This is a genomic window from Rhodococcus sp. BP-316 (genome assembly GCF_019836105.1).
GTDB lineage: Bacteria > Actinomycetota > Actinomycetes > Mycobacteriales > Mycobacteriaceae > Rhodococcoides.
Genome location: NZ_JABUEE010000010.1, coordinates 176327 through 194275 on the forward strand (window position 1 = coordinate 176327; position 17949 = coordinate 194275).

Here is a 17949-nt window from a genome sequence, read left to right on the forward strand (position 1 = left end):
CCGCACCCCGAGCCCGATCGGCTCGCACTCCCGAGAGGACCGAGCACCCATGTCGACGACACCGACCTGGTTCGGATCGGACGGCCGTCGCCTGTTCGGCGTGGTTCACCTTCCCGAAGGCGACCACGCGCGCGCGGGCATCGTGCTGTGCCCGTCGATGGGCAAGGAGCACGTCGACACCTACCGTGGCCTCAAGCTGCTCGCGCAGGAGCTGGCCGCGGCAGGCTTCGCCGTGCTGCGGTTCGACTACCTCGGTGTGGGCGACTCGGGCGGCGACCAGAACGACGCTGCGGCGATGGACGGGTGGCTCGCGAGCATCGGGGACGCGGTGAGCCTGGTGCGCTCGCTCGGCTGCACGACGGTCTCCGCCGTCGGCCTGCGCGCCGGTGCCCTGCTTCTCGATCGCGCCGCCGACGCGGTCGGCCCGCTGCACACGGTCGTCCTGTGGGATCCGGTGCCGCGCGGCCGCGCGTACCTGCGCGAGCAGCAGGCGCTGTACCGGCTCGGCGTGGGCACCGACACCGTCGGAACCGACACCGACGACACCGATCTACACACCATCGGGCACTCGCTGTCCACCGAGGCCGCGGCGGCGCTGTCCGCCCTCGAGATCACCGCGGCCTCACCCGCCGTGTCGCAGTGGATCTTCGCGCTGCGTGACGGGTACTCCTCGCCTCGGCTCGACAAGGCGATCGAGCGGTCGGGGGCGACGGCGCAGCACGTCGGCACGATGACCGAGTTCGTCACGCCCGAGAGCTTCCTGGTGCCGTTGCCGAACACGGCGATCCGCGCGGTCGTCGACATCCTCGACGGCGCACACGACTCCGCCCGCGACTGCGCGGTCGAGTTCACCCCGACCACCAGCGTCACGCACAAGGCGAGCGACGGGTCGACCTTCACCGAGCACATCGAGAGCATCGGTGCGCACGGCCTGTTCGGCATCCGATCCACTCCGGTCGGGACACCGGACTCCGCACCGACTCTGGTCTTCTGCGCCACGGCGAACGACACGCGCACCGGACCGGCGCGCCTGTGGGTCGAGCTCGCTCGCGAGGCGGCGCGCTCCGGTGCGTCCGCGCTGCGCTTCGACCGACGCGGAACCGGTGAATCGGAGGTGGTGCGTGCCGACGAGCACACTCCGATCTACTCGGCGGAGAGCGCCGACGACGTGGTCGCGGCCGCCCGTGCGGCGCATGCGGATCCGCGTCGCGTGGTGCTCACGGGCATCTGCTCGGGTTCGTGGAACGCGGCCCACGCCGCCACCGAGATCGGGGCCGGCGGCGCCGTCATGGTGAACGCCATCGCGTGGAGCTGGAAGCGCAAGAAGTCGACGCAGGGCGAGATCGATCCTGCCGATCTGGGCATCCCGCGGTCGGATCCGGCGTGGCAGAAGACGCCCCGGGCGCGCATCAAGAACGCACTGCAGACGCACCTGCCGTACCGGGCGTGGCGGCTGCTCGGTGTGCGCGGCGTGACCCAGGTTCCCGAGGTCATCCTGCGTTCGCTGGCGGACAACGACGTCGACGCCACCGTGATCCTGGCTCCGGCCGATCACCGCTGGTTCGTCGATCAGCGTGGGCCCGAGGGCCTCACGCGCATCCAGCGCCGCAGCGGCACCGTGCCGTTGATCGTCAGCGCGCCCGTCGGTGACCACTCGGCGTACCACGCCGACATGCGCCGCACGATCATCTCCTCGGTGCTCGCCCGGACCATCGAACCGCAGAGACAGCAGGTCACCGCGTGACCGCGAGTTCCTTCGGCCGGCGACGGCTGCTCACCGGCACCCTCGTCGCCGCCACCGTTCCGCTCGCGGTCGCGTGTTCGCGCGACGACGCCGAGTCGGTGCAGTTCCAGTCGCCGAACGTCACGGACACCCCGGCTGCGCGCAACGTGCGTGACTTCGGGGCGACGGGCGACGGCACCACCGACGACACCGAGGCGATCGCGCGGGCGTTCGAGGGCATCACCCAGGCCTCTGCGGTCTATCTGCCCGGCGGCACCTACCGGGTGACGGCGTGGCCGGCGATGGCCGACTACGCCACCGTGTACGGCGACGGCGCCGATGTCACCACCGTCCTGTACGAACAGAACGGCACTCTGATCGACCTGCGGGGACGCCAGCGCGTCAACTTCCGCCGGATGGGGTTCTTCACCACCGGCGCCACGTCGACGTGCTTCTCACTGTACGCGTGTTTCCGCTGCTCGTTCGACTCCGTGACCATCCGCGGCAACCACTCGTCGTCCACGTTCCCTCAGTACGAGAACCAGCGCGGAGTGCTGCTGACCGACAACACGGGCGGCACCACGTTCACCAACTGCGACATCAACAACTACGGCATCGGCCTGACGTCGGAGTGCATCCAGAACTACGTGACGGCCTCGAAGTTCACGAGCAACCGCGTCGGGGTGCTCGGCACCGGTGGCGACTTCAACGCCGGCATGGCGTTCACCAACGTCGAGTTCGTGTCGGACAACGACCCGGACACGACGGATCGGCACGTCCGCGTCGACGGTCCCGCGAACGACTGGTGGTTCACCAACGTCTGGTTCGAGGGGTCCGAGGTGGCCCTGAGCATCGGCACGCGCGAGACCGGCGGGCCGTCCCAGTTCGGCATGGTCAACTGCAAGATCTCGGCGCGCACCACGTGTGTCGAGCTGCTGTACTGCCGGCAGCCCTACCTTGCCAACATCATCTTCGATCCGGACCCGAACAGCCGGCCTGCCGAGCTGGTCATCGACGCGGAGCACGTCCCGACGGGCACCGCGGTGAACCTGATCTCGGGCGTCAACGACGACGTGAACGGCGCGGTCTTCCCCGATGCGTGGACCGTGATCGGTCGCGGCACCATGTCGGGGCCCACCTTCACCAGCACGGTGGTCACGCGCACCGTGCAGGACGACGTCGACCTGCTGCAGGCGCGGGACAGCGGCGATGCCGTGACCGCCGCCGTCCTGTCCGACGGCACCTGGTTGTCCGACCGCCGCGAGGCGGGCGTGGTGCTCAAAGACGAGTCCAACGCGTACTGGCGTCTGGTGGTGGGGACGGACGGAACCCTGAGTACCGAGTCCCTCGGCACCGATCGGCCGCGCTGACCGCTACAGCACCCCGAGGTTCTGCCCGCTCACCACACCGGTGTTGCTGATCGACAGCCGCCAACTCTTGCCGTCCGGCGACTTGACGACGGGTCCGCCGCCGGCGGAGAAGAGCTTGCCGCGGCCGAGCACCGACCAGCCACCAGGGAAGGTGTTGCCGGGGAAGTCGGCACCCTGGCTGGTGATGAGGTTGATCGCGGTCCCCTCCGCGACATACTGCGCGTTCACCCTGATGAGCTGGGGATTCGACTGTTGGTCGGCGTCGAACGCCACGTTGGCGAGGTACGGCTGGCGGCAGTGCTGCAGATCGAGGCAGATCCCGCGAGCGGCGACCTTGCAGTTGACCATGCCGAACTGCGACGGTCCGCCCGTGCCCGCCTTACCGATGGTGAGGGCCGTCGCCGCTCCCTCGAACCACACGTTGGTGAGCCACCAGTCGTTGGCCCGGCCGTCCACGACGAGATGCGACGTGGTGGTGTTCGCATTGATGTCGGAGACGAACTCGGTGTTGACGATCGACATTCCCGACGCGAAATTGTTGCCCGTTCCCAGCAGCCCGATCCAGTTGGTCGCGAACTTGCAGTTGGCGATGTACGACTGAATGGCCGTCGTCGACATCGCCGTTCCGTAATTGTTGAAGTCGCAATTCACGAACGACGTTCCGCCGGTGTTGTTGATCAGCGACACGCCTTTCTGCGGCAGGAACCGGGGGTAGCTCTGCGGGGTGTGGTTACCGCGGAAGACCACCGAGTCGAACGAGCAGCGGAAGCAGGCGTCGAGAAGCACCGCCAGCGACGAGGGATCCAGCGAGAAGATGCCCAGGTTCTTCAGTGCGACGCGCTGACGGCCCTTGAGGGTGAGCAGCGTGCCCGAGCTGGTGTGCACGATCGTCGTCAGATCGGCGCCGGCTCCGAACACGGTGGCGTAGTTGGCGAACTGTGGGAGCGAACGCACCCGGAACATCCCGGGCGGGAAGTACAGCGGCCGGTTCTGTTGCTGCGCTGCGGTATACGCGGCGGCGACGGCGGCGGTGTCGTCGGCGGCGTTGTCACCCTTCGCGTTGTACGGGGCGGCCTTGACGTTGACCCACCCGAGCAGGGCGCCAGGGTCGGTCTCGCCCGCCGCGAGGGTCACGGCCACGGGGTCGTCGGCCTGCGCGAGGATGCTGCTCGCCGCGAGCGTGGTGCCCACTCCAGCGGCCAGTCCCCCCATGAGCAGTGCGCGGCGGTCGAGCCGCGAACCCGAAGGACCTCTGTCGTTCATGGTTTACCCCTTCACCATCGTGGTCGGCGCACCTCCTGCCCCCGCTCGGCGCCTGCCCATACACAAGCAAAGAAATGCGCATTCACGACGCGACGCGCCGCCGCGGGAGACCCGCGATACACGGCGGTGTGAAAAAGACCGACCGCGGCTTCCACATCGAAAGCCGTTCACTGATGGGCATCGTGTTTCGCGCCCGCCCACCAAGACAAAGGCAGGAAAGTGTGTCGGCCGTCACGCGGCGCCGAGCACCCACCGAGGCCGCGACCACACCTGCCAGTACTCCGTCGTGTGAAAGCCCAGCGACGCGTAGAGCGGCACTCCGGCCGGGGAGGCGAGGCACAGATCCTGCGACGGCCCGTGCAGTCCGGTCTCGACGTGCTTGCCGCCCGCGATGAGGCGCGCCGCGTGTCCGGCACGGCGATGATCGGGGTGGGTGGCCAGCGCCCACCCCGTGACGGTGTCGCCGGCGCGGCAGGACAGGAGGCAGGAGACGAGCTCGTCGTCGACGAACAGGCCGAACGCCATGGCGTCGGGACGGCGAAGCGTCTCCGCGGTGTAGACGGCGGCGGCCAGCTCGGGTCCCACCCCGAACGCGAGCGACGCGACCTCCTGACAGGCTGGCAGGTCTGCCTCTGTGATCTCGCGCACCCCGTCCACCGGCTGCGACCCACCGGCGGACCGGTGCATGAACGGCATGGCCTGCAGGCTCACCCAGCCGGCGTCGGCCAGGGTCTGCGCCCCCGAGAGGCCGGCGCCGGCCAGCATCACCAGAGCCGGTCGGCGGAGCGCGGTCACCGAGTCGATCACTCGTCCGACCTGTTCAGCGGCGTCTCCACCGTGCACCAGGGCGAGGTTGTAATCGGGTCGGGCCAACCCGCTGAACGCCACCCAGCCGGAGTCGGTCGACTCGAACGTGTGGTCCGCCCAGGAGCGCGTCGTCTGTCCGAACGACTGCCGGAGCGCCTCCATCTCGCGCTCCGACGACCGTCCGATCGGCATCTCACTCACGCCTTCACCAAAACCTTCCTGCGGTACGGAAACTTCTCATATACACTTCTCGTAGATTGTTGCGGCGTCCACAAGAGCCGACGCGGTCGAGTTCTTCCATGTAAGTCGACGATGCATTCGCCGCGGGGCGCGATATGAGCGTGACTGTCTGTCTGAACCGTAGGCAAGGAGTAAACCCTCGTGACGCACCCGTCACCAACCCGGGACACCATCGTCCGTAGCTCGCTGCACCGAGCCGGTCGACTACCCGTCGACCCGTGGACGCTGGGCGACGACGAGAACCTGTTCGACGCCGGCCTGAGTTCGCACGCCAGCGTGGCCGTGCTCGTGGATCTGGAGGAATCGGCCCAGGTCGAGTTCCCCGATCACCTTCTCCGCCGTTCCACGTTCTCCACGATCGCCACCATCCGTGACGCGTTGGACCATGTGTCCGACACCTCCGCCGCCGTCCAGCCGGAGGCGAGCCGATGACCACCTCGCACCCCGACACCTCACCGATCGATCTCCGTGGCGACAAGCGCCGCGGGGCGGACTCACCCGATCTGGAGCCGGAGAACCTGCTCCCCCGCTTCGCCCGCCATGCCGAGGCCGTGCAGTACGCACAGGCAGCGCAGGAGGCGACGGCCACCGAGGTCACCCCGCCCATCCCGCTCCGTCCCAACATCCCGGATCCGCGCAGCCGTCTGTCGCGCTGGCCGGCTCTGCACCTGAGCGCGGTGCTCGGCATCGTCCTCGAGTCGATGTTCGTCTCCCTCGCTGTCGCGCTCGCGCCGTTCGACGGCCACCCGGTGATCGTGACCGTGCTGATCGTCCTCTTCGCGGTGCTGCCGCAGCGCCGTCGTCAGCGTCTCACGCTGTCGATGCTGGACGATCTGCCGCTGATGGCCGCCATCGTGCTGCTGGTCTCCATGAGCGCCATCGTCATCGTGGCGCCGTCCACCACCCTGCTCACGGCCGCCCTCATCTCCCTGTCCGTCCTGGCGGCCACCATGGCGGGCCGCGAGGCGTCGTACTTCGTCGCCCGCCGGCTGCGGCGTCGGCCGCGCTTCCAGCGCCGCACCGTCGTGATCGGCAGCGGGCTCGTGGCCACGCAGCTCGTCGAGAGCATGCAGTCCTACCCGGAGCACGGTCTCGAGCCGCACGCGTTGCTGGACGACTCGCCCATGCCGGCGAGCGTGGCCAGCCACATCCCCGTCGAGCCGCTGGCGAACCAGCTGCGGACCTACATCGACCTGCACCAGATCGACACCATCGTCATCGCGTTCTCGGCGATGCGGGAGTCGGCTCTGCTGACACTGCTGCGCGAGTGCGACCGGATGGACTGCGAGATCTTCGTGGTGCCGCGTCTGTTCGAGTTCGTCAGCGTCACCGGTGAGATGGACCGACTGCACGCCATCCCGCTGGTGCGTATCCGACGCGACGCGCACCGGTCGCTCGCCTGGCGCATCAAGCGCGTCCTGAGCAGCATCCTTGCGGGTATGGCTCTCTTCGTGCTGTCCCCGCTCCTGCTCGCCATCGCGGCAGCCGTGCGGTTCTCCGATCCGAGCGCGCCCGTGCTGTTCAAGCAGTTGCGCGTCACCGGCAACGGTCAGCTGTTCGCCTGCCTCAAGTTCCGGTCGATGAAACCCGCGTCGCGCACCGAGTCGGACACGACGTGGAACATCTCCCAGGACGACCGCGTCGGGCGACTGGGCCGCTTCCTGCGCAAGACCTCTCTGGACGAGTTGCCTCAGCTGTGGAACATCATGGTGGGCGACATGGACCTGGTGGGCCCGCGCCCCGAGCGACCGCACTTCGTCGACAAGTTCACCACCGAGATCCCGGGCTACTCCGCGCGTCACCGCGTGCCCGGCGGGCTCACGGGATGGGCTGCGGTGCACGGACTCCGAGGCGACACCTCACTCAAGGACCGCGCGCTCTACGACAACTTCTACATCGAGAACTGGAGTCTCTGGCTCGACGTCAAGATCCTGCTCCGTACAGTCCTGTCCGTACTGCGGCGGACCGGTGGCTGAGACTCGTGACCTTTCGCCGCCTTCTGGTGGCGTTCTCGGTGCTGCTCGTGGCCATCGTGGCCGCGGGATGGCCCGTGTACGTCCACCCTCAGACAGACCCACTCCGACCGGCCGACGCCGTCGTGGTGCTCGGGGGAAAGCCCTACGGGCGCTTCCACTACGGCATCGACATCGCCGAGCAGGGGTACGCACCGGAAGTGGTGCTCTCCAACTCGGTGGGCCCGGACGACGTGCGCATGCAGCAGATCTGCAACGGCACCTACACCGTGACGGTGTCGTGCTTCCTCCCGGATCCGTACTCCACGAAGGGCGAGGCGGAGGAGATCAAGCGCCGCGCCGCCGCGGAGAACTGGAAACACATCATCGTGGTGACCTACACGCCGCACCTGTCTCGGTCGCGCTACATCGTCCAGCAGTGCTTCGACGGCGAGGTCACCATGTCTCCCAACCCCACTCAGGAGGGGATCGGAGAGTGGATCGGCAGCTACATCTATCAGACTGCCGGCTACATCAAGGCTGCACTCGACAGCGAGTGCTCGTGACCGTGGCCTGACGGCCCGGACACGCGACGAACACGAACGCCGTAGTGCGGCATCGCTGCGATGCGATGCCGTCGGGGGCTACGGCGCTCGTGTTCGACGAATTGACAGCGAGACAACGACTTTCGCCGCCACCGGAAGGATCAGAACCCGGGGATCAGACCCGGTGGGATCTGGATGCCGGGCGGCAGCTGCACACCGGGGAGACCCGGGATGGTCGGCGGAGCAGGCGCGGGAGCAGGCGCCACGTCGGGAACCTCGGCGGCCGGAGCGGGCGCCTCCACCGGAGCCGGAGCGACCGGGGGAACGGTGGTGGTGGTCGGCGGCACCGTGGTGGTGGTCCGTGTGGTGGTCGCCGTCGTCGTGGACGGTGCGTCCGAACTCGACGTTCCCGCCTGATCGGCCGGGGTGACGTCGGCGGTGGACTGCGACGGCGTCGCGCCGTATCCGAGCGCGAGCCCGACGGCAGCGATCACCGCGAGCCCGACGGCCGCGATGAGCGGCAGCCGTGGGCGTGACGAACGCTGTTCCGGCGCTGCGGAACCGGACCCGGACCCGGAGAGCCACGAGGGAGTCTCCGCCGCACGCGGATCCGCCACGTCGGGGCGATGCTCCGAGTCGCGAGCCGCATGGTCGATGTCGCGCGCAGAGTGCTCACGGCTCTCCACGTCGCTGTAGGCCATGGTCTCCGCGGACGGTGCGCTGAGCGCCTTCTCCGGCGCCGGTGCGTCCGGCGTGCGCGGCTCGACCGGCCCGGCGACCACGGGAGCGGACACCAGCGGTGCCGCGACGGTCGGAGCGGGCGCAGCGGGACGAGGGGCGGCCATCGGCACGGGACCGGAGTTCGACTGCCCGTCCACGGGAGTCGCAGACAGTGCCGCACCCTTCGCGGCGACCAGCTCGGGCTCCGCGGGCGTGATGGTGGGCAGACCGACCCAGCCCGCGAGCGTCGCCCGGACCAAGGGGATGCGGGATCCGCCGCCGATCATGACGAGAGCCTCGACGGGGCGGCCGGCGCGCGTGATGACGTCGCGGGTGAGCCGCGCGGACTGCTCGATGGGGACGGCGACCATCGACTCGAACGCTTCGCGGGACAGCAGGATGAGTCCGCCGATACCCGGCAGGCACACGGCGCCACTCGAGGAGAGCTGTTCCTTGGCCACGCGGCACCGGAGCTCGAACTCGCGTCCGTCCACGTCGTCCAGGCCGCTCTGCTGGCGGCCGATCTGGTTGTCGCGGATGGTGGCGTCGAACATGTTGCCGCTGACGGCGAAGCTGCGCTCGGAGGCGAGCACCTGCCCGTTGTCGAGGTCGACGACGGTGACGCTGAGACCCGAGCTGCCCAGGTCGTACAACCCGACGACGTGGAGCCCGTCGAGGTCGCCCGTGGACCGCAGGAACTGCACGGCGGCATGCACTTCGGGGACGAGGCGGTAGTTGACGATGTGCTGGCGGGCCATGGCCCGGGCGACGGCGCCGGCCTGCGCGTCGTCGCGGTAGGCGACGCCGGTGGCGGAGATCGACTCGGGGTCGGCGGGGTCGGCGAGGATGACGCCGATGGACTCGGCCGCGAGCTGCTCGGCCTGGTCGAAGGTGGTGTCGATGGCGCGGTGACGGAAGGCGGCCTCGACGCCGGCGCGCAGCCCCTGAACGGGCCTGGCCAAGCGCACGGCACTGGTGCCCACCGACACTCCCAGTACTGTCATGAGCCGCCTTGTCCGGACCGATGTACCGCACGACGAGCGCGTGCGATCACAAAGTGTAACCAGGCCGCGCCATCGCCGTCACATCGGCTGTTATGACCTGACAAACGGGGTAGGCGTCCACTTTGTCCGGAGGCCGGTCACGCGTATGGCATGCGGGCGGTCTCCGGATCGCCGAACGTGACCGCTCGCTCGCGTCTGGTTCCCGAGGCGAGGGTCGCGGCCCAGTTGATCAAGGTGCCGGCACGGTTGCGTCGACCCGAGAGGAACGCGATGTGGATCGCGCCCCACGCGGCCCACCCGGCGAAGCCCGAGAGCTGGATGGGGCCCGCCTGCAGCAGGGCGTGCCGACGCGCGATGTAGGCCGCGCTACCGAGGTCGTGGTACTTGAACGGCGACGACGCGCGCGTCCCGTTCTCGATGGTCTTCGCGATCATCGCGCCCGCGTGGCGGCCGCCCTGCATGGCGACCTCCGCGACGCCGGGCAGATCGTTCAGCGCGGCCACGTCGCCCACGACGTACACGGTGGGGTGCCCCGCGACCGAGAGGTCCTTCTCCACCGGGATGCGTCCGCCACGCGCCTGCGTGACGCCCAGTGCCGACGCCAGGGTCCCGGCGAAGGGCACCGCCTCGACGCCCGCGGTCCACAGCACCGTGTGGGTGTCGTAGGTCGTCTTCTGCTTGTCCGACTTGCGGGTGACCTCGATGTGGTCGGCCGTCACGTCGGTCACGTGGACCCCGAGGTGGGTCTCCACCCCGATGTGGTCGAGGGTCTTCTGAGCCTTTGCCGACAGCGTGGCGTCGAACGACTCGAGGACGCGGTCACCGCCGTGGAACAGCAGCACCCGCGCCTCGCTCGGGTCGATCGAGCGGAACTCGTGCTCGAGGGCACCGACGGCGAGCTCACGGATCTGACCGGCGATCTCCACGCCGGTGGGGCCGCCGCCGGACACCGCGAACGTGAGCCACGGCCGACGCTCCTCGGGAGTGGGCAGCGACTCGGCCATCTCGAACGCGCTGATGAGCTTGCGGCGGATCGCGAGCGCGTCGTCGACGGTCTTCATGCCGGGCGCGTACTTCGCGAACTCCTCGTTGCCGTGATAGCTCTGCCGCATGCCGGCCGCGAACACGAGGTAGTCGAAGGGGAGCTCGAACGTCGACCCGTCGATGCGCGACGCGGTGAGACGTCGTTTCTCGAGATCGATGCCCGACGCCTCCCCGAGCGCGACGTGGGTGTTCTTCTGTCGACGCAGGAGGTGCCGCAGCGGCGAGGTGATGGATCCCTCGGACAGCAGGCCGGTGGCGCACTGGTAGAGCAGCGGTTGGAAGACGTGCGAGGTGCCGCGGTCGATCACGGTGACGTCGCCGTCGATGTGGCGCAGTCGCCGGGCGGCGTACAGCCCGCCGAATCCGCCGCCGACGACGACGACACTCGGGCGCTGTCGTGAGAGTTCATCAGCCATGCTCGAAATCCTGCCACGCGAGGCCGCAGTGCTGTAACGAAGCGGGGCGTCGTCACGAACCTGTGAGTAGGTTTACCTTTCACCATTCTTCCCAGCCGAGAGTTGCCAGTCGATGTTCCGTGTTGTGGGCGAGTGGTGGAGTCGACCCTTCGACTACTCCGCGATGCCCGGCTACATGGCGCAGCGCGGACTGCAGCGGCCCTACCGCCGCATGATGGCCGCAGTGGTGCTCATGGTGGTGCTCGCCGGTTCCCTGCTGCTCTTCACCAGCGGGGCACCTCCCTCACCTGCCGCCCGCGCCGTGTTCATCGCGTGCCTGGTCACGGGCGCAGTGTCGGCGCTGCTGTGGCTCCGCGGGACGTGGCCGACTCGTCGACAATCCCTCGTCTTCCTGTTCGGCGACGACGTGGCGCTGGTGGTGGGGCTGTCGATGTTGGCCGACGTGCAGGCCTCGTTCACCGTGTCCGTGGTGTTCGCCCTTCTCGGCATCTACTGCGGCTACTTCCACTCGATCCGTACGCTCGTGGCGCACATCGCGCTGACGGTGGCCGTGTCCCTGTACTTCTTCGGCTCGGCCGCCGCGGAGGGCGACAGCGACGTGGCCTACCTGTCCGTCCTGTTGGTCGTGCAGCTGGCACTGTTCCTTCTCGCACCGCTGCTCTCGCAGATCCCGCTGTCGAACCTGCGGGACGACGCGTACCAGTCGGGCACCGATCCACTGACCGGGGCGCTGAACCGTCGGGGGCTGAGCGCGGTGGTGCACGCGCCGCTGCTGGCTGCGGCACGTCACGACGAGGTGGTGGCGATGATGGTGATCGACCTCGACAGGTTCAAGTCGGTCAACGACCGCGTGGGCCACGAGGGCGGCGACGAGGTGTTGCGACGGGTCTCCGAACGGTTGCAGACCAGTACGACCACCTGGGCGTATGTCGCCCGTCTCGGCGGCGAGGAGTTCTGCGTCGTCGGGATCGTGCCGTGGGCGGAGATGCGGAACCGTCTCGACGACGTCCACGCCGCCGTCCGGTGCGACGCCGACGAGGTACCGGTCACGGCGAGTGCCGGAGTGGCGTGGATCCCCGGCAGCCGGTGGACCCGCGACGCCGACGACGTCGAACTGCTGATCCGCCGCGCCGACCGTCTGATGTACGAGGCTAAGCGCGCGGGAGGGGACAGCCTGCGGTTCGACGACCAGGCGTACACCACGACGGACAACGCGCGCACCTGACACCGGGGCGGACCTACACTCCGCTCATGCATGTCCTCTACGTCTGCACGGGCAACATCTGCCGCTCCCCCACCGCGGAACGCTTGACCGCCGCGTTCGCCCGTGACCTGAACCTGGACGTGACCACCGACAGCGCCGGCACTCGTGCCGTGATCGGGCACGGTGTCCAGGCCGAGGCGGCCCGCGTTCTCGAGTCCCTGGGCGGAGATCCCACCGGGTTCGTGGCCCGCCGACTCACCCCGACCATCGCGTCCGGGGCGGATCTGGTGCTGACGATGACCTCGCGGCACCGTGACGAGGTGCTGACGGTGGCGCCGCGCAACCTCCGCCGCACGTTCACGTTGCTCGAGGCGGCGGAGTTCGCGCGGCGCACCGGGGTGATCGACCCGGCCGCGTGGGTCTCGGAGCGCGCGGCGAACCCGGTGACACAACTCGACATCATGGATCCCATCGGTCAGTCGACCGACGTGTACGAGCGGGTGGGCGACGCCATCTCGGAGGCGCTCGGTCCGCTGTTCGAGATCTGGGGCGCTCGCTGATCGAAGTTCGGACTGCCACCCGCCGTCTCCCCGGCTACGGTATGACTCGGCTCGAGGACACGGGCGGAAACGGAGCGCGGAGACCATGCGTGAGAGAGCTGCCGTCGCCGTCGTGATGGGTATCGCCGCGGCCGCCCTGGCCGGCGGGCTCACCGTCGCTGCCGCCGGCGGAGTGTTCGACGCGGACGTTCGACGGGTCTCTCCCCCACCCATCGACGGCACGGTCGCCGTCGTGGGCAGCCTGACCTACGCGCCCACCATCGAGGTGCCGCCGTCCCCGACGTGGCAGATCGCGCCCGTCACCACACCCCGGCCCACCACCACACCTCCGCCGACCACCACCGCGGCCACGACGGCCGACGAGCCGACCACCACGACGAGGCGCACCCGTACGTCCACGACGACCACCACCGACGCGGACGACGCCGAGTCCGGGGACACGGACTCGGTGGACAACTGACAGTGCCGCGTCCCCCGGTCACGGACGTGGTGCACACCCGGAATACTTCCGCCACGGACGCCGTTACTCTCACTGACGGTGTTCGATCCCAATGCCCCGGGTACCAACCATCAGCCGCTTCGAGCGGCCACCTGCCGAGAGGCGCACTGGCGGGCACCGTCGCCTGATGACAAAGCCGCAGACCGCAGGTCTGCGGCTATTGTCGTTCTGACACAACGGGTATCAGAGCAGGAGTCGAGGAGTCATCACTGTGGACTGGCTGTGACGTACGGCGACACCCGGCCGGCCCGCGAGGTAGCCGTCCAAGCGCTGTTCGGTCTCGTGCTGGGGCTGTCGACTGCGCTCGGACATCACTACGTCGTTCCGCGGATCTACGTCGACGCCGAACCGCCGCCCGACATGTCACCGACCGATGTCGGGTACATCAGCGTCTCCGACTACCTGCGCCATGTCGACGGCCCCACCTGGTGGCCGACCGTTCTGGTGCTTCCCCTTCTGGGAGCCCTGATCGGTGTCGCCTGCGGGCTGACGCACAGATACGTCTCCCGTCGTCACCTCGTGTCCCGAGCGATCGGCATCGTCGTCGCGACGACCGTCACGGGTGCAGCAAGCGGTGGAGCCGGTGCGATCGTCTCGACCGTGCACCCGCCCGTCGTCCACATCGTCGGAGTGACCGACTCTTCCTACATGGTGGTACCGCAACCTGACGGCGCATCCTTCGACGACACCGTCGTCGACAACGTTCCCCGCCTCGATGTCGACGCGGTCGCTGTCGGCTACACCGTCACCGGCGGCCTTCTCGGCGCACTGGTCGGCGTTGCCCTCACATACCGCCGCCGTCAGGACTGATACGGACGGCGAGGCGGCGGACGCATCGTCGACCGACTCGGAACCTGCTCGGCCTCGTACCCGTTGCCATTGCCGTTGCCGTTCGCGTTCTCGGCCTGACGCCGGGCCGCTCGGCCGCCATGGCTCCGGGTGGGCTCGTAGCGAGGCGCGGGGTAGGCCTCGGGGGCCGGTTCCGGGGTGGGCTCCGGTGCGGGCTCGGGCACCACGACCGGCGCTGCCGGCCGCACGGCGGCGGACGGAGCGTCCTGACGAGCGACGGTGGTGTCGGTCTCGTAGTAGTGGCGGTAGTCGTAGTCCCGCTTGCCGCGCGACGGGGCCATCGTGAGGATGACGCCCAGGACCGGAGCGCCCACCTGCGCCAGGTTGCCCAGTGCACGGGTGAGTTCGTCCCGCTTGGTGTGGCCATGGCGCGCCACGACGATGGCGCCGTCGGCGTGCGCCGTGATGACGGACGCGTCGGTGACGGGCAGCAACGGCGGTGCGTCGACGACGACGTAGTCGAAGCTCGCGCGGAGCGTGTCCATGACGGTGCGCGCCGCCTCGGAGCCGAGCAGCTCGGACGGGTTGGGCGGCAACGGTCCGGAAGCGAGGACGTCGACACCGTGGAACTTGGTCGACTGCAACACTTCCTCCACGTCCGCCTGTCCCGACAGCACGGTGGAGAAGCCGACCGACCCGACGAGGCCGAGGTACTTCGAGACGCGGGGCCGACGGAGGTCGCCCTCGATGAGCGCCACGTGGTGACCGGCCTCGGCGAGGACCAGCGCGAGGTTGACGGCCGTGGTCGTCTTGCCCTCGGCGGGCACGGCGGACGTCACGACGATGACGCGAGGCGGCGAGTCCACCTCGAGGAACTGGAGGTTGGTGCGCAGTTCGCGGAACGCCTCGGCGGTGCCGGAGGACGACTCGGCGAAGGAGAGCGCCGCCTCCTCCTTGATCGTCTTGTCGAAGGGCACGACGCCGACGACGGGAACGCCCGAGAGGTCGGCGAGGGCGGCGCGGTCCTTGATGGTGTTGTCGAGCCGGTCACGGATCACCGCGAGCGCGATACCGAGCAGCAGGCCGACGGCCACACCGAGCGCGAGGTTGCGGGTGGTCTTCGGCGAGATCGGACCGGTGGGCACCTGCGCCGGCTCGACGACGCTGACCTGGGCCAGCGGAGCACCGCCGCCGGGCGGCGTCTCGAGGTCGTCGACGAAGTCCACGAACGTGGTGCCGATGCCGTTCGCCAGATCGCGCGCAGTCGTCGCGTTGGAATCGGACACGCACGTGTCGATCAGCACGGTGTCGGGTGAGGACGTGGTGCGGACCTTCGACGCCAGCGCCGACGGGCTCATGGAGAGGCCGAGGCTGTCGATGGTGCGCTGCGCGACGCTCTCGCCGCCGAGGAGTTGTGTGTAGGAGGCGACGCGCTGCTGCGAGGCCAGGTTGCCCTGGTACACCTCGGTCACCGAGGACGACGACGAGCCGGTGGAGACGTAGAGGCGCGTGCACGCCTCGTACACGGGCGTGGACACGAGTGAGAACACCAGCGACGCCGCTGCGGCGATCACCGTGGTCAGAACTATCACGATCCACCGCGCGCGGAGAATTCTCACGTAATCAGATATCTCCACCGAGACGACTCCTCACATCGATGACGGCCGGACCGAGGACCCGGACCACACATCTGGGGACAAACTTCTGGACTCACCTTAACCATGTCGTGACCATCGGGCATCTCGGGAACGGGGCGAAAGCCCCGCTCCGGTTTTTACGCGATAAATGTGAGAAACACCGATTTCCGAAATCTCGATCGAGTTCGTGAGCACTGCATACTTCGGACTGCCCCGCTCGCCGTGTGGCACAGTTCACCACGTGACCAAGCTCGACCGCACCGATGCTCGCCTGTTGCTCGCGCTCTGCGACATCCCTCGCGCCACTGGAGTTCACCTCGCCTCGGTCCTCGGACTGGCCCGAAACACGGTTCAGGCCAGGCTGTCTCGTTGGGACGACTCACATACTCTCGCGCCGATGGACCGGCTCGTCTCCCCTCGGGACCTGGGGTATCCCCTCCGCGCGTACGTGGGCGCAGTGACGGACCAGCACCGTCTCGAAGCGGTCATCGACCGCCTGCGAGACATCGCCGAGGTGACGGAGGTGGTCGGCGTCTCGGGCGGAGCAGATCTGCAGATCGGCGTCTCCGCTGCCGACGCCGATGATCTGTATCGCGTGGCCGGGCTCATTCTCGCGGTCCCAGGAGTCGAACGTACGACGGTCTCGGTGGTCATGCGCGAAGCAATTCCTTATCGCACCCGCCCGCTGATCGAGAGACTTGCGCGCGAGAACGACAATTCCTGATTCCACTCCTGTTACGTGTGCGCAAAACAAGGATCGGGTCCGACGGAAGCGTGCAACCGCCCCTCGACGCAGGTTCCACGCTGATACCGTCCGACAGGTGATACGCCCAGGTTCCGGCGGCCGCAGTCGTGGTCGGTCCCGGGCACCCTTGACCGACGTCGTGCGTCGCCGTATCGCTGTGCTGATCCCGACGTTCGCCATCCCTGGCATCCTCACGATGTTCAGCGCCGCCGGCCCGGCCGCCGGCGCCCCGCGCATCGCTGCCATCGCCGTCCTACTGTCCACTCTTCCCGTGGCCGCAGTGGTCGCCACCGCTCGCAAGTCGTTCACCTGGTGGCGCCGGGCGCGCACCCAGCGCGCCGTCGCTCTGGCCTTCACCGTCTACGCCGACGTGGGGACGTCGACCTTCCTCCTGCTGTGCAGCAGTCACGCTCTGGGTCTCGCCGGGTGCGCCCTGTTCGCGGTCATCAGTTCGTACGTCGCCTTCTTCGGCGGACGCGCCACCGTGGTGGTGCACCTGGTGCTGACCACCGTCGTGATCGGCTGGATGACAGCGCTGGTCCTGCGCGAGCAACCGATCGGCGCCATGGCCACCATCGCCGCGGCGACGAGCATCTGGCTGGCGGTCAACGCGACCATGTCCATCGTCAGCACCACCTCGATGTCCTTGCACCGGCACCTCGAGCGTCAGATCGACAGCGCCCGGACCGACCCACTGACGGGACTGCTCAACCTGCGCGGCCTGGAGGTGCAGGCGAAGCGGCAGCTCCGCGGACGGTCACAGGTGGGATTCCTGCTCGTCGACCTCGATCACTTCAAGTGGGTCAACGATCATCACGGGCACATCGCGGGCGACGGGGTGCTCGCGCTCGCCGCGCAGCGCCTGCGCGATCACCTGGGTGACCGGGCAGTGGTCGCCCGACGCGGCGGCGAGGAGTTCCTCGTGGTGCTCGACGCGCAGTCCACCGGTCTGCACGCTCTCGCCGAATCGATCCGGCTCGCGCTGTCCGACGCGTCCGACCTCATCCCGGTGACGGTGAGCATCGGGGTCTCGTGTCTCGACACCACGCGAATGACGGCGGCCCCGATCGCGTCGACCATCAACCACGGCATGCACCTCGCGGACATCGCCATGTATCGAGCGAAGGCGGCGGGCCGCAACACCGTGGTGGTCTACAAGGACTGACGTCCGCACGGTTTGCCGTCCTCCTCCTCGGGTAGCTCGCACGCGAGCCATCACCCGACCGACGAGAGGACCGTCCCATGGCCGTCAATCCGATCGAACTGCAGAAGCACCTGGCCGGCGCCGACTACCCGGCGTCGCCGAAAGACCTGGCCGATCTCGCGAAGAGCAACGGCGCGGACGACGACGTGGTCGACGCACTGTCGTCCATGCCCGACGACAGCTATGACGGACCCGACGCCGTCAGCGCCGCCATCACCAAGAAGTAG

Annotated in this window: 17 protein-coding genes; 12 read left to right on the plus strand and 5 right to left on the minus strand. The window is 68.6% G+C overall.

The genetic code is table 11. From position 1 onward, the window contains the following. The first annotated feature begins 49 nt into the window (after nucleotides 1–49). Together HQ312_RS19300 and HQ312_RS19305 are read left to right on the plus strand one after the other, a co-directional pair. Complete coding sequence (locus HQ312_RS19300) at nucleotides 50–1744, plus strand: alpha/beta fold hydrolase (protein ID WP_222640706.1); 1695 nt, start codon at nucleotides 50–52, stop codon at nucleotides 1742–1744. Continuing rightward, nucleotides 1741–3093 (plus strand): glycosyl hydrolase family 28-related protein, encoded by a 1353-nt coding sequence (locus tag HQ312_RS19305; RefSeq protein ID WP_222640708.1) that lies wholly within the window; start codon nucleotides 1741–1743, stop codon nucleotides 3091–3093. Before HQ312_RS19300 ends, HQ312_RS19305 begins: the two co-directional genes overlap by 4 nt. A gap of 3 nt (nucleotides 3094–3096) precedes the next feature. On the opposite strand, the gene HQ312_RS19310 is transcribed toward HQ312_RS19305, so the two are convergent. Both HQ312_RS19310 and HQ312_RS19315 read right to left on the minus strand, forming a co-directional pair. Further along, nucleotides 3097–4356: a glycosyl hydrolase family 28-related protein gene (locus HQ312_RS19310; protein ID WP_231476457.1), complete on the minus strand. Its 1260-nt coding sequence runs from the start codon at nucleotides 4354–4356 to the stop codon at nucleotides 3097–3099. A gap of 231 nt (nucleotides 4357–4587) precedes the next feature. Next, nucleotides 4588–5364, minus strand: coding sequence for a GNAT family N-acetyltransferase (locus tag HQ312_RS19315; RefSeq protein ID WP_222640710.1), 777 nt, complete (start codon nucleotides 5362–5364; stop codon nucleotides 4588–4590). A 180-nt stretch (nucleotides 5365–5544) separates the two neighbouring features. On the opposite strand from HQ312_RS19315, the gene HQ312_RS19320 reads away from it, so the two are divergent. From HQ312_RS19320 to HQ312_RS19330, 3 genes are read left to right on the plus strand one after another with little or no spacing between them, the layout of a single operon-like run. Next, complete coding sequence (locus HQ312_RS19320; protein WP_308123935.1) at nucleotides 5545–5835, plus strand: phosphopantetheine-binding protein; 291 nt, start codon at nucleotides 5545–5547, stop codon at nucleotides 5833–5835. Further along, nucleotides 5832–7379: a sugar transferase gene (locus HQ312_RS19325; RefSeq protein ID WP_051613638.1), complete on the plus strand. Its 1548-nt coding sequence runs from the start codon at nucleotides 5832–5834 to the stop codon at nucleotides 7377–7379. The genes HQ312_RS19320 and HQ312_RS19325 overlap by 4 nt, the downstream gene beginning before the upstream one ends. 5 nt (nucleotides 7380–7384) lie before the next feature. Further along, nucleotides 7385–7921: a YdcF family protein gene (locus HQ312_RS19330; protein WP_056443957.1), complete on the plus strand. Its 537-nt coding sequence runs from the start codon at nucleotides 7385–7387 to the stop codon at nucleotides 7919–7921. A 140-nt stretch (nucleotides 7922–8061) separates the two neighbouring features. On the opposite strand, the gene HQ312_RS19335 is transcribed toward HQ312_RS19330, so the two are convergent. Further along, on the minus strand, nucleotides 8062–9624 hold the full coding sequence (locus HQ312_RS19335) for an Hsp70 family protein (protein WP_222640712.1): 1563 nt from the start codon (nucleotides 9622–9624) through the stop codon (nucleotides 8062–8064). Nucleotides 9625–9761: 137 nt separating this feature from the next. Then, on the minus strand, nucleotides 9762–11084 hold the full coding sequence (locus HQ312_RS19340; protein WP_222633055.1) for an NAD(P)/FAD-dependent oxidoreductase: 1323 nt from the start codon (nucleotides 11082–11084) through the stop codon (nucleotides 9762–9764). Nucleotides 11085–11196: 112 nt separating this feature from the next. Between HQ312_RS19340 and HQ312_RS19345 the strand changes: the two genes are divergently transcribed. The 4 genes from HQ312_RS19345 to HQ312_RS19360 all read left to right on the plus strand — a co-directional run bounded on the left by HQ312_RS19345 (nucleotide 11197) and on the right by HQ312_RS19360 (nucleotide 14157). Beyond that, nucleotides 11197–12309: a GGDEF domain-containing protein gene (locus HQ312_RS19345; RefSeq protein WP_081821440.1), complete on the plus strand. Its 1113-nt coding sequence runs from the start codon at nucleotides 11197–11199 to the stop codon at nucleotides 12307–12309. Between the two features lie 26 nt (nucleotides 12310–12335). Continuing rightward, entirely contained in the window at nucleotides 12336–12848 is a 513-nt protein-coding gene (locus tag HQ312_RS19350; RefSeq protein WP_056443943.1) for a protein-tyrosine-phosphatase, read from the plus strand. An 85-nt stretch (nucleotides 12849–12933) separates the two neighbouring features. After that, on the plus strand, nucleotides 12934–13308 hold the full coding sequence (locus HQ312_RS19355) for a hypothetical protein (protein WP_222640714.1): 375 nt from the start codon (nucleotides 12934–12936) through the stop codon (nucleotides 13306–13308). Nucleotides 13309–13569: 261 nt separating this feature from the next. Continuing rightward, entirely contained in the window at nucleotides 13570–14157 is a 588-nt protein-coding gene (locus tag HQ312_RS19360; RefSeq protein ID WP_222640716.1) for a transcription antitermination protein NusB, read from the plus strand. Here HQ312_RS19360 and HQ312_RS19365 read toward each other — a convergent pair. Further along, a complete protein-coding gene (locus tag HQ312_RS19365) occupies nucleotides 14148–15755 on the minus strand; it encodes a polysaccharide biosynthesis tyrosine autokinase (RefSeq protein ID WP_374198318.1) in 1608 nt (535 codons plus the stop codon). The two genes, HQ312_RS19360 and HQ312_RS19365, sit on opposite strands and share 10 nt — an antisense overlap. Nucleotides 15756–16014: 259 nt before the next feature. On the opposite strand from HQ312_RS19365, the gene HQ312_RS19370 reads away from it, so the two are divergent. The 3 genes from HQ312_RS19370 (at nucleotide 16015) to HQ312_RS19380 (ending at nucleotide 17949) form a co-directional block, all read left to right on the plus strand. Next, nucleotides 16015–16497: an Lrp/AsnC family transcriptional regulator gene (locus HQ312_RS19370; RefSeq protein ID WP_027506980.1), complete on the plus strand. Its 483-nt coding sequence runs from the start codon at nucleotides 16015–16017 to the stop codon at nucleotides 16495–16497. A 148-nt stretch (nucleotides 16498–16645) separates the two neighbouring features. Then, nucleotides 16646–17683 (plus strand): diguanylate cyclase, encoded by a 1038-nt coding sequence (locus HQ312_RS19375; protein WP_222640728.1) that lies wholly within the window; start codon nucleotides 16646–16648, stop codon nucleotides 17681–17683. Nucleotides 17684–17760: 77 nt separating this feature from the next. Beyond that, nucleotides 17761–17949: a DUF2795 domain-containing protein gene (locus tag HQ312_RS19380; protein WP_056443925.1), complete on the plus strand. Its 189-nt coding sequence runs from the start codon at nucleotides 17761–17763 to the stop codon at nucleotides 17947–17949.

Bases quoted from the DNA above. Each gene is read 5' to 3' on its own strand.
- HQ312_RS19300 (WP_222640706.1), top strand. From the start codon at position 50: ATGTCGACGACACCGACCTGGTTCGGATCGGACGGCCGTCGCCTGTTC.
- HQ312_RS19310 (WP_231476457.1), bottom strand. From the start codon at position 4,356: ATGAACGACAGAGGTCCTTCGGGTTCGCGGCTCGACCGCCGCGCACTG.
- HQ312_RS19325 (WP_051613638.1), top strand. From the start codon at position 5,832: ATGACCACCTCGCACCCCGACACCTCACCGATCGATCTCCGTGGCGAC.
- HQ312_RS19335 (WP_222640712.1), bottom strand. From the start codon at position 9,624: ATGACAGTACTGGGAGTGTCGGTGGGCACCAGTGCCGTGCGCTTGGCC.
- HQ312_RS19340 (WP_222633055.1), bottom strand. From the start codon at position 11,084: ATGGCTGATGAACTCTCACGACAGCGCCCGAGTGTCGTCGTCGTCGGC.
- HQ312_RS19345 (WP_081821440.1), top strand. From the start codon at position 11,197: ATGTTCCGTGTTGTGGGCGAGTGGTGGAGTCGACCCTTCGACTACTCC.
- HQ312_RS19350 (WP_056443943.1), top strand. From the start codon at position 12,336: ATGCATGTCCTCTACGTCTGCACGGGCAACATCTGCCGCTCCCCCACC.
- HQ312_RS19355 (WP_222640714.1), top strand. From the start codon at position 12,934: ATGCGTGAGAGAGCTGCCGTCGCCGTCGTGATGGGTATCGCCGCGGCC.
- HQ312_RS19380 (WP_056443925.1), top strand. From the start codon at position 17,761: ATGGCCGTCAATCCGATCGAACTGCAGAAGCACCTGGCCGGCGCCGAC.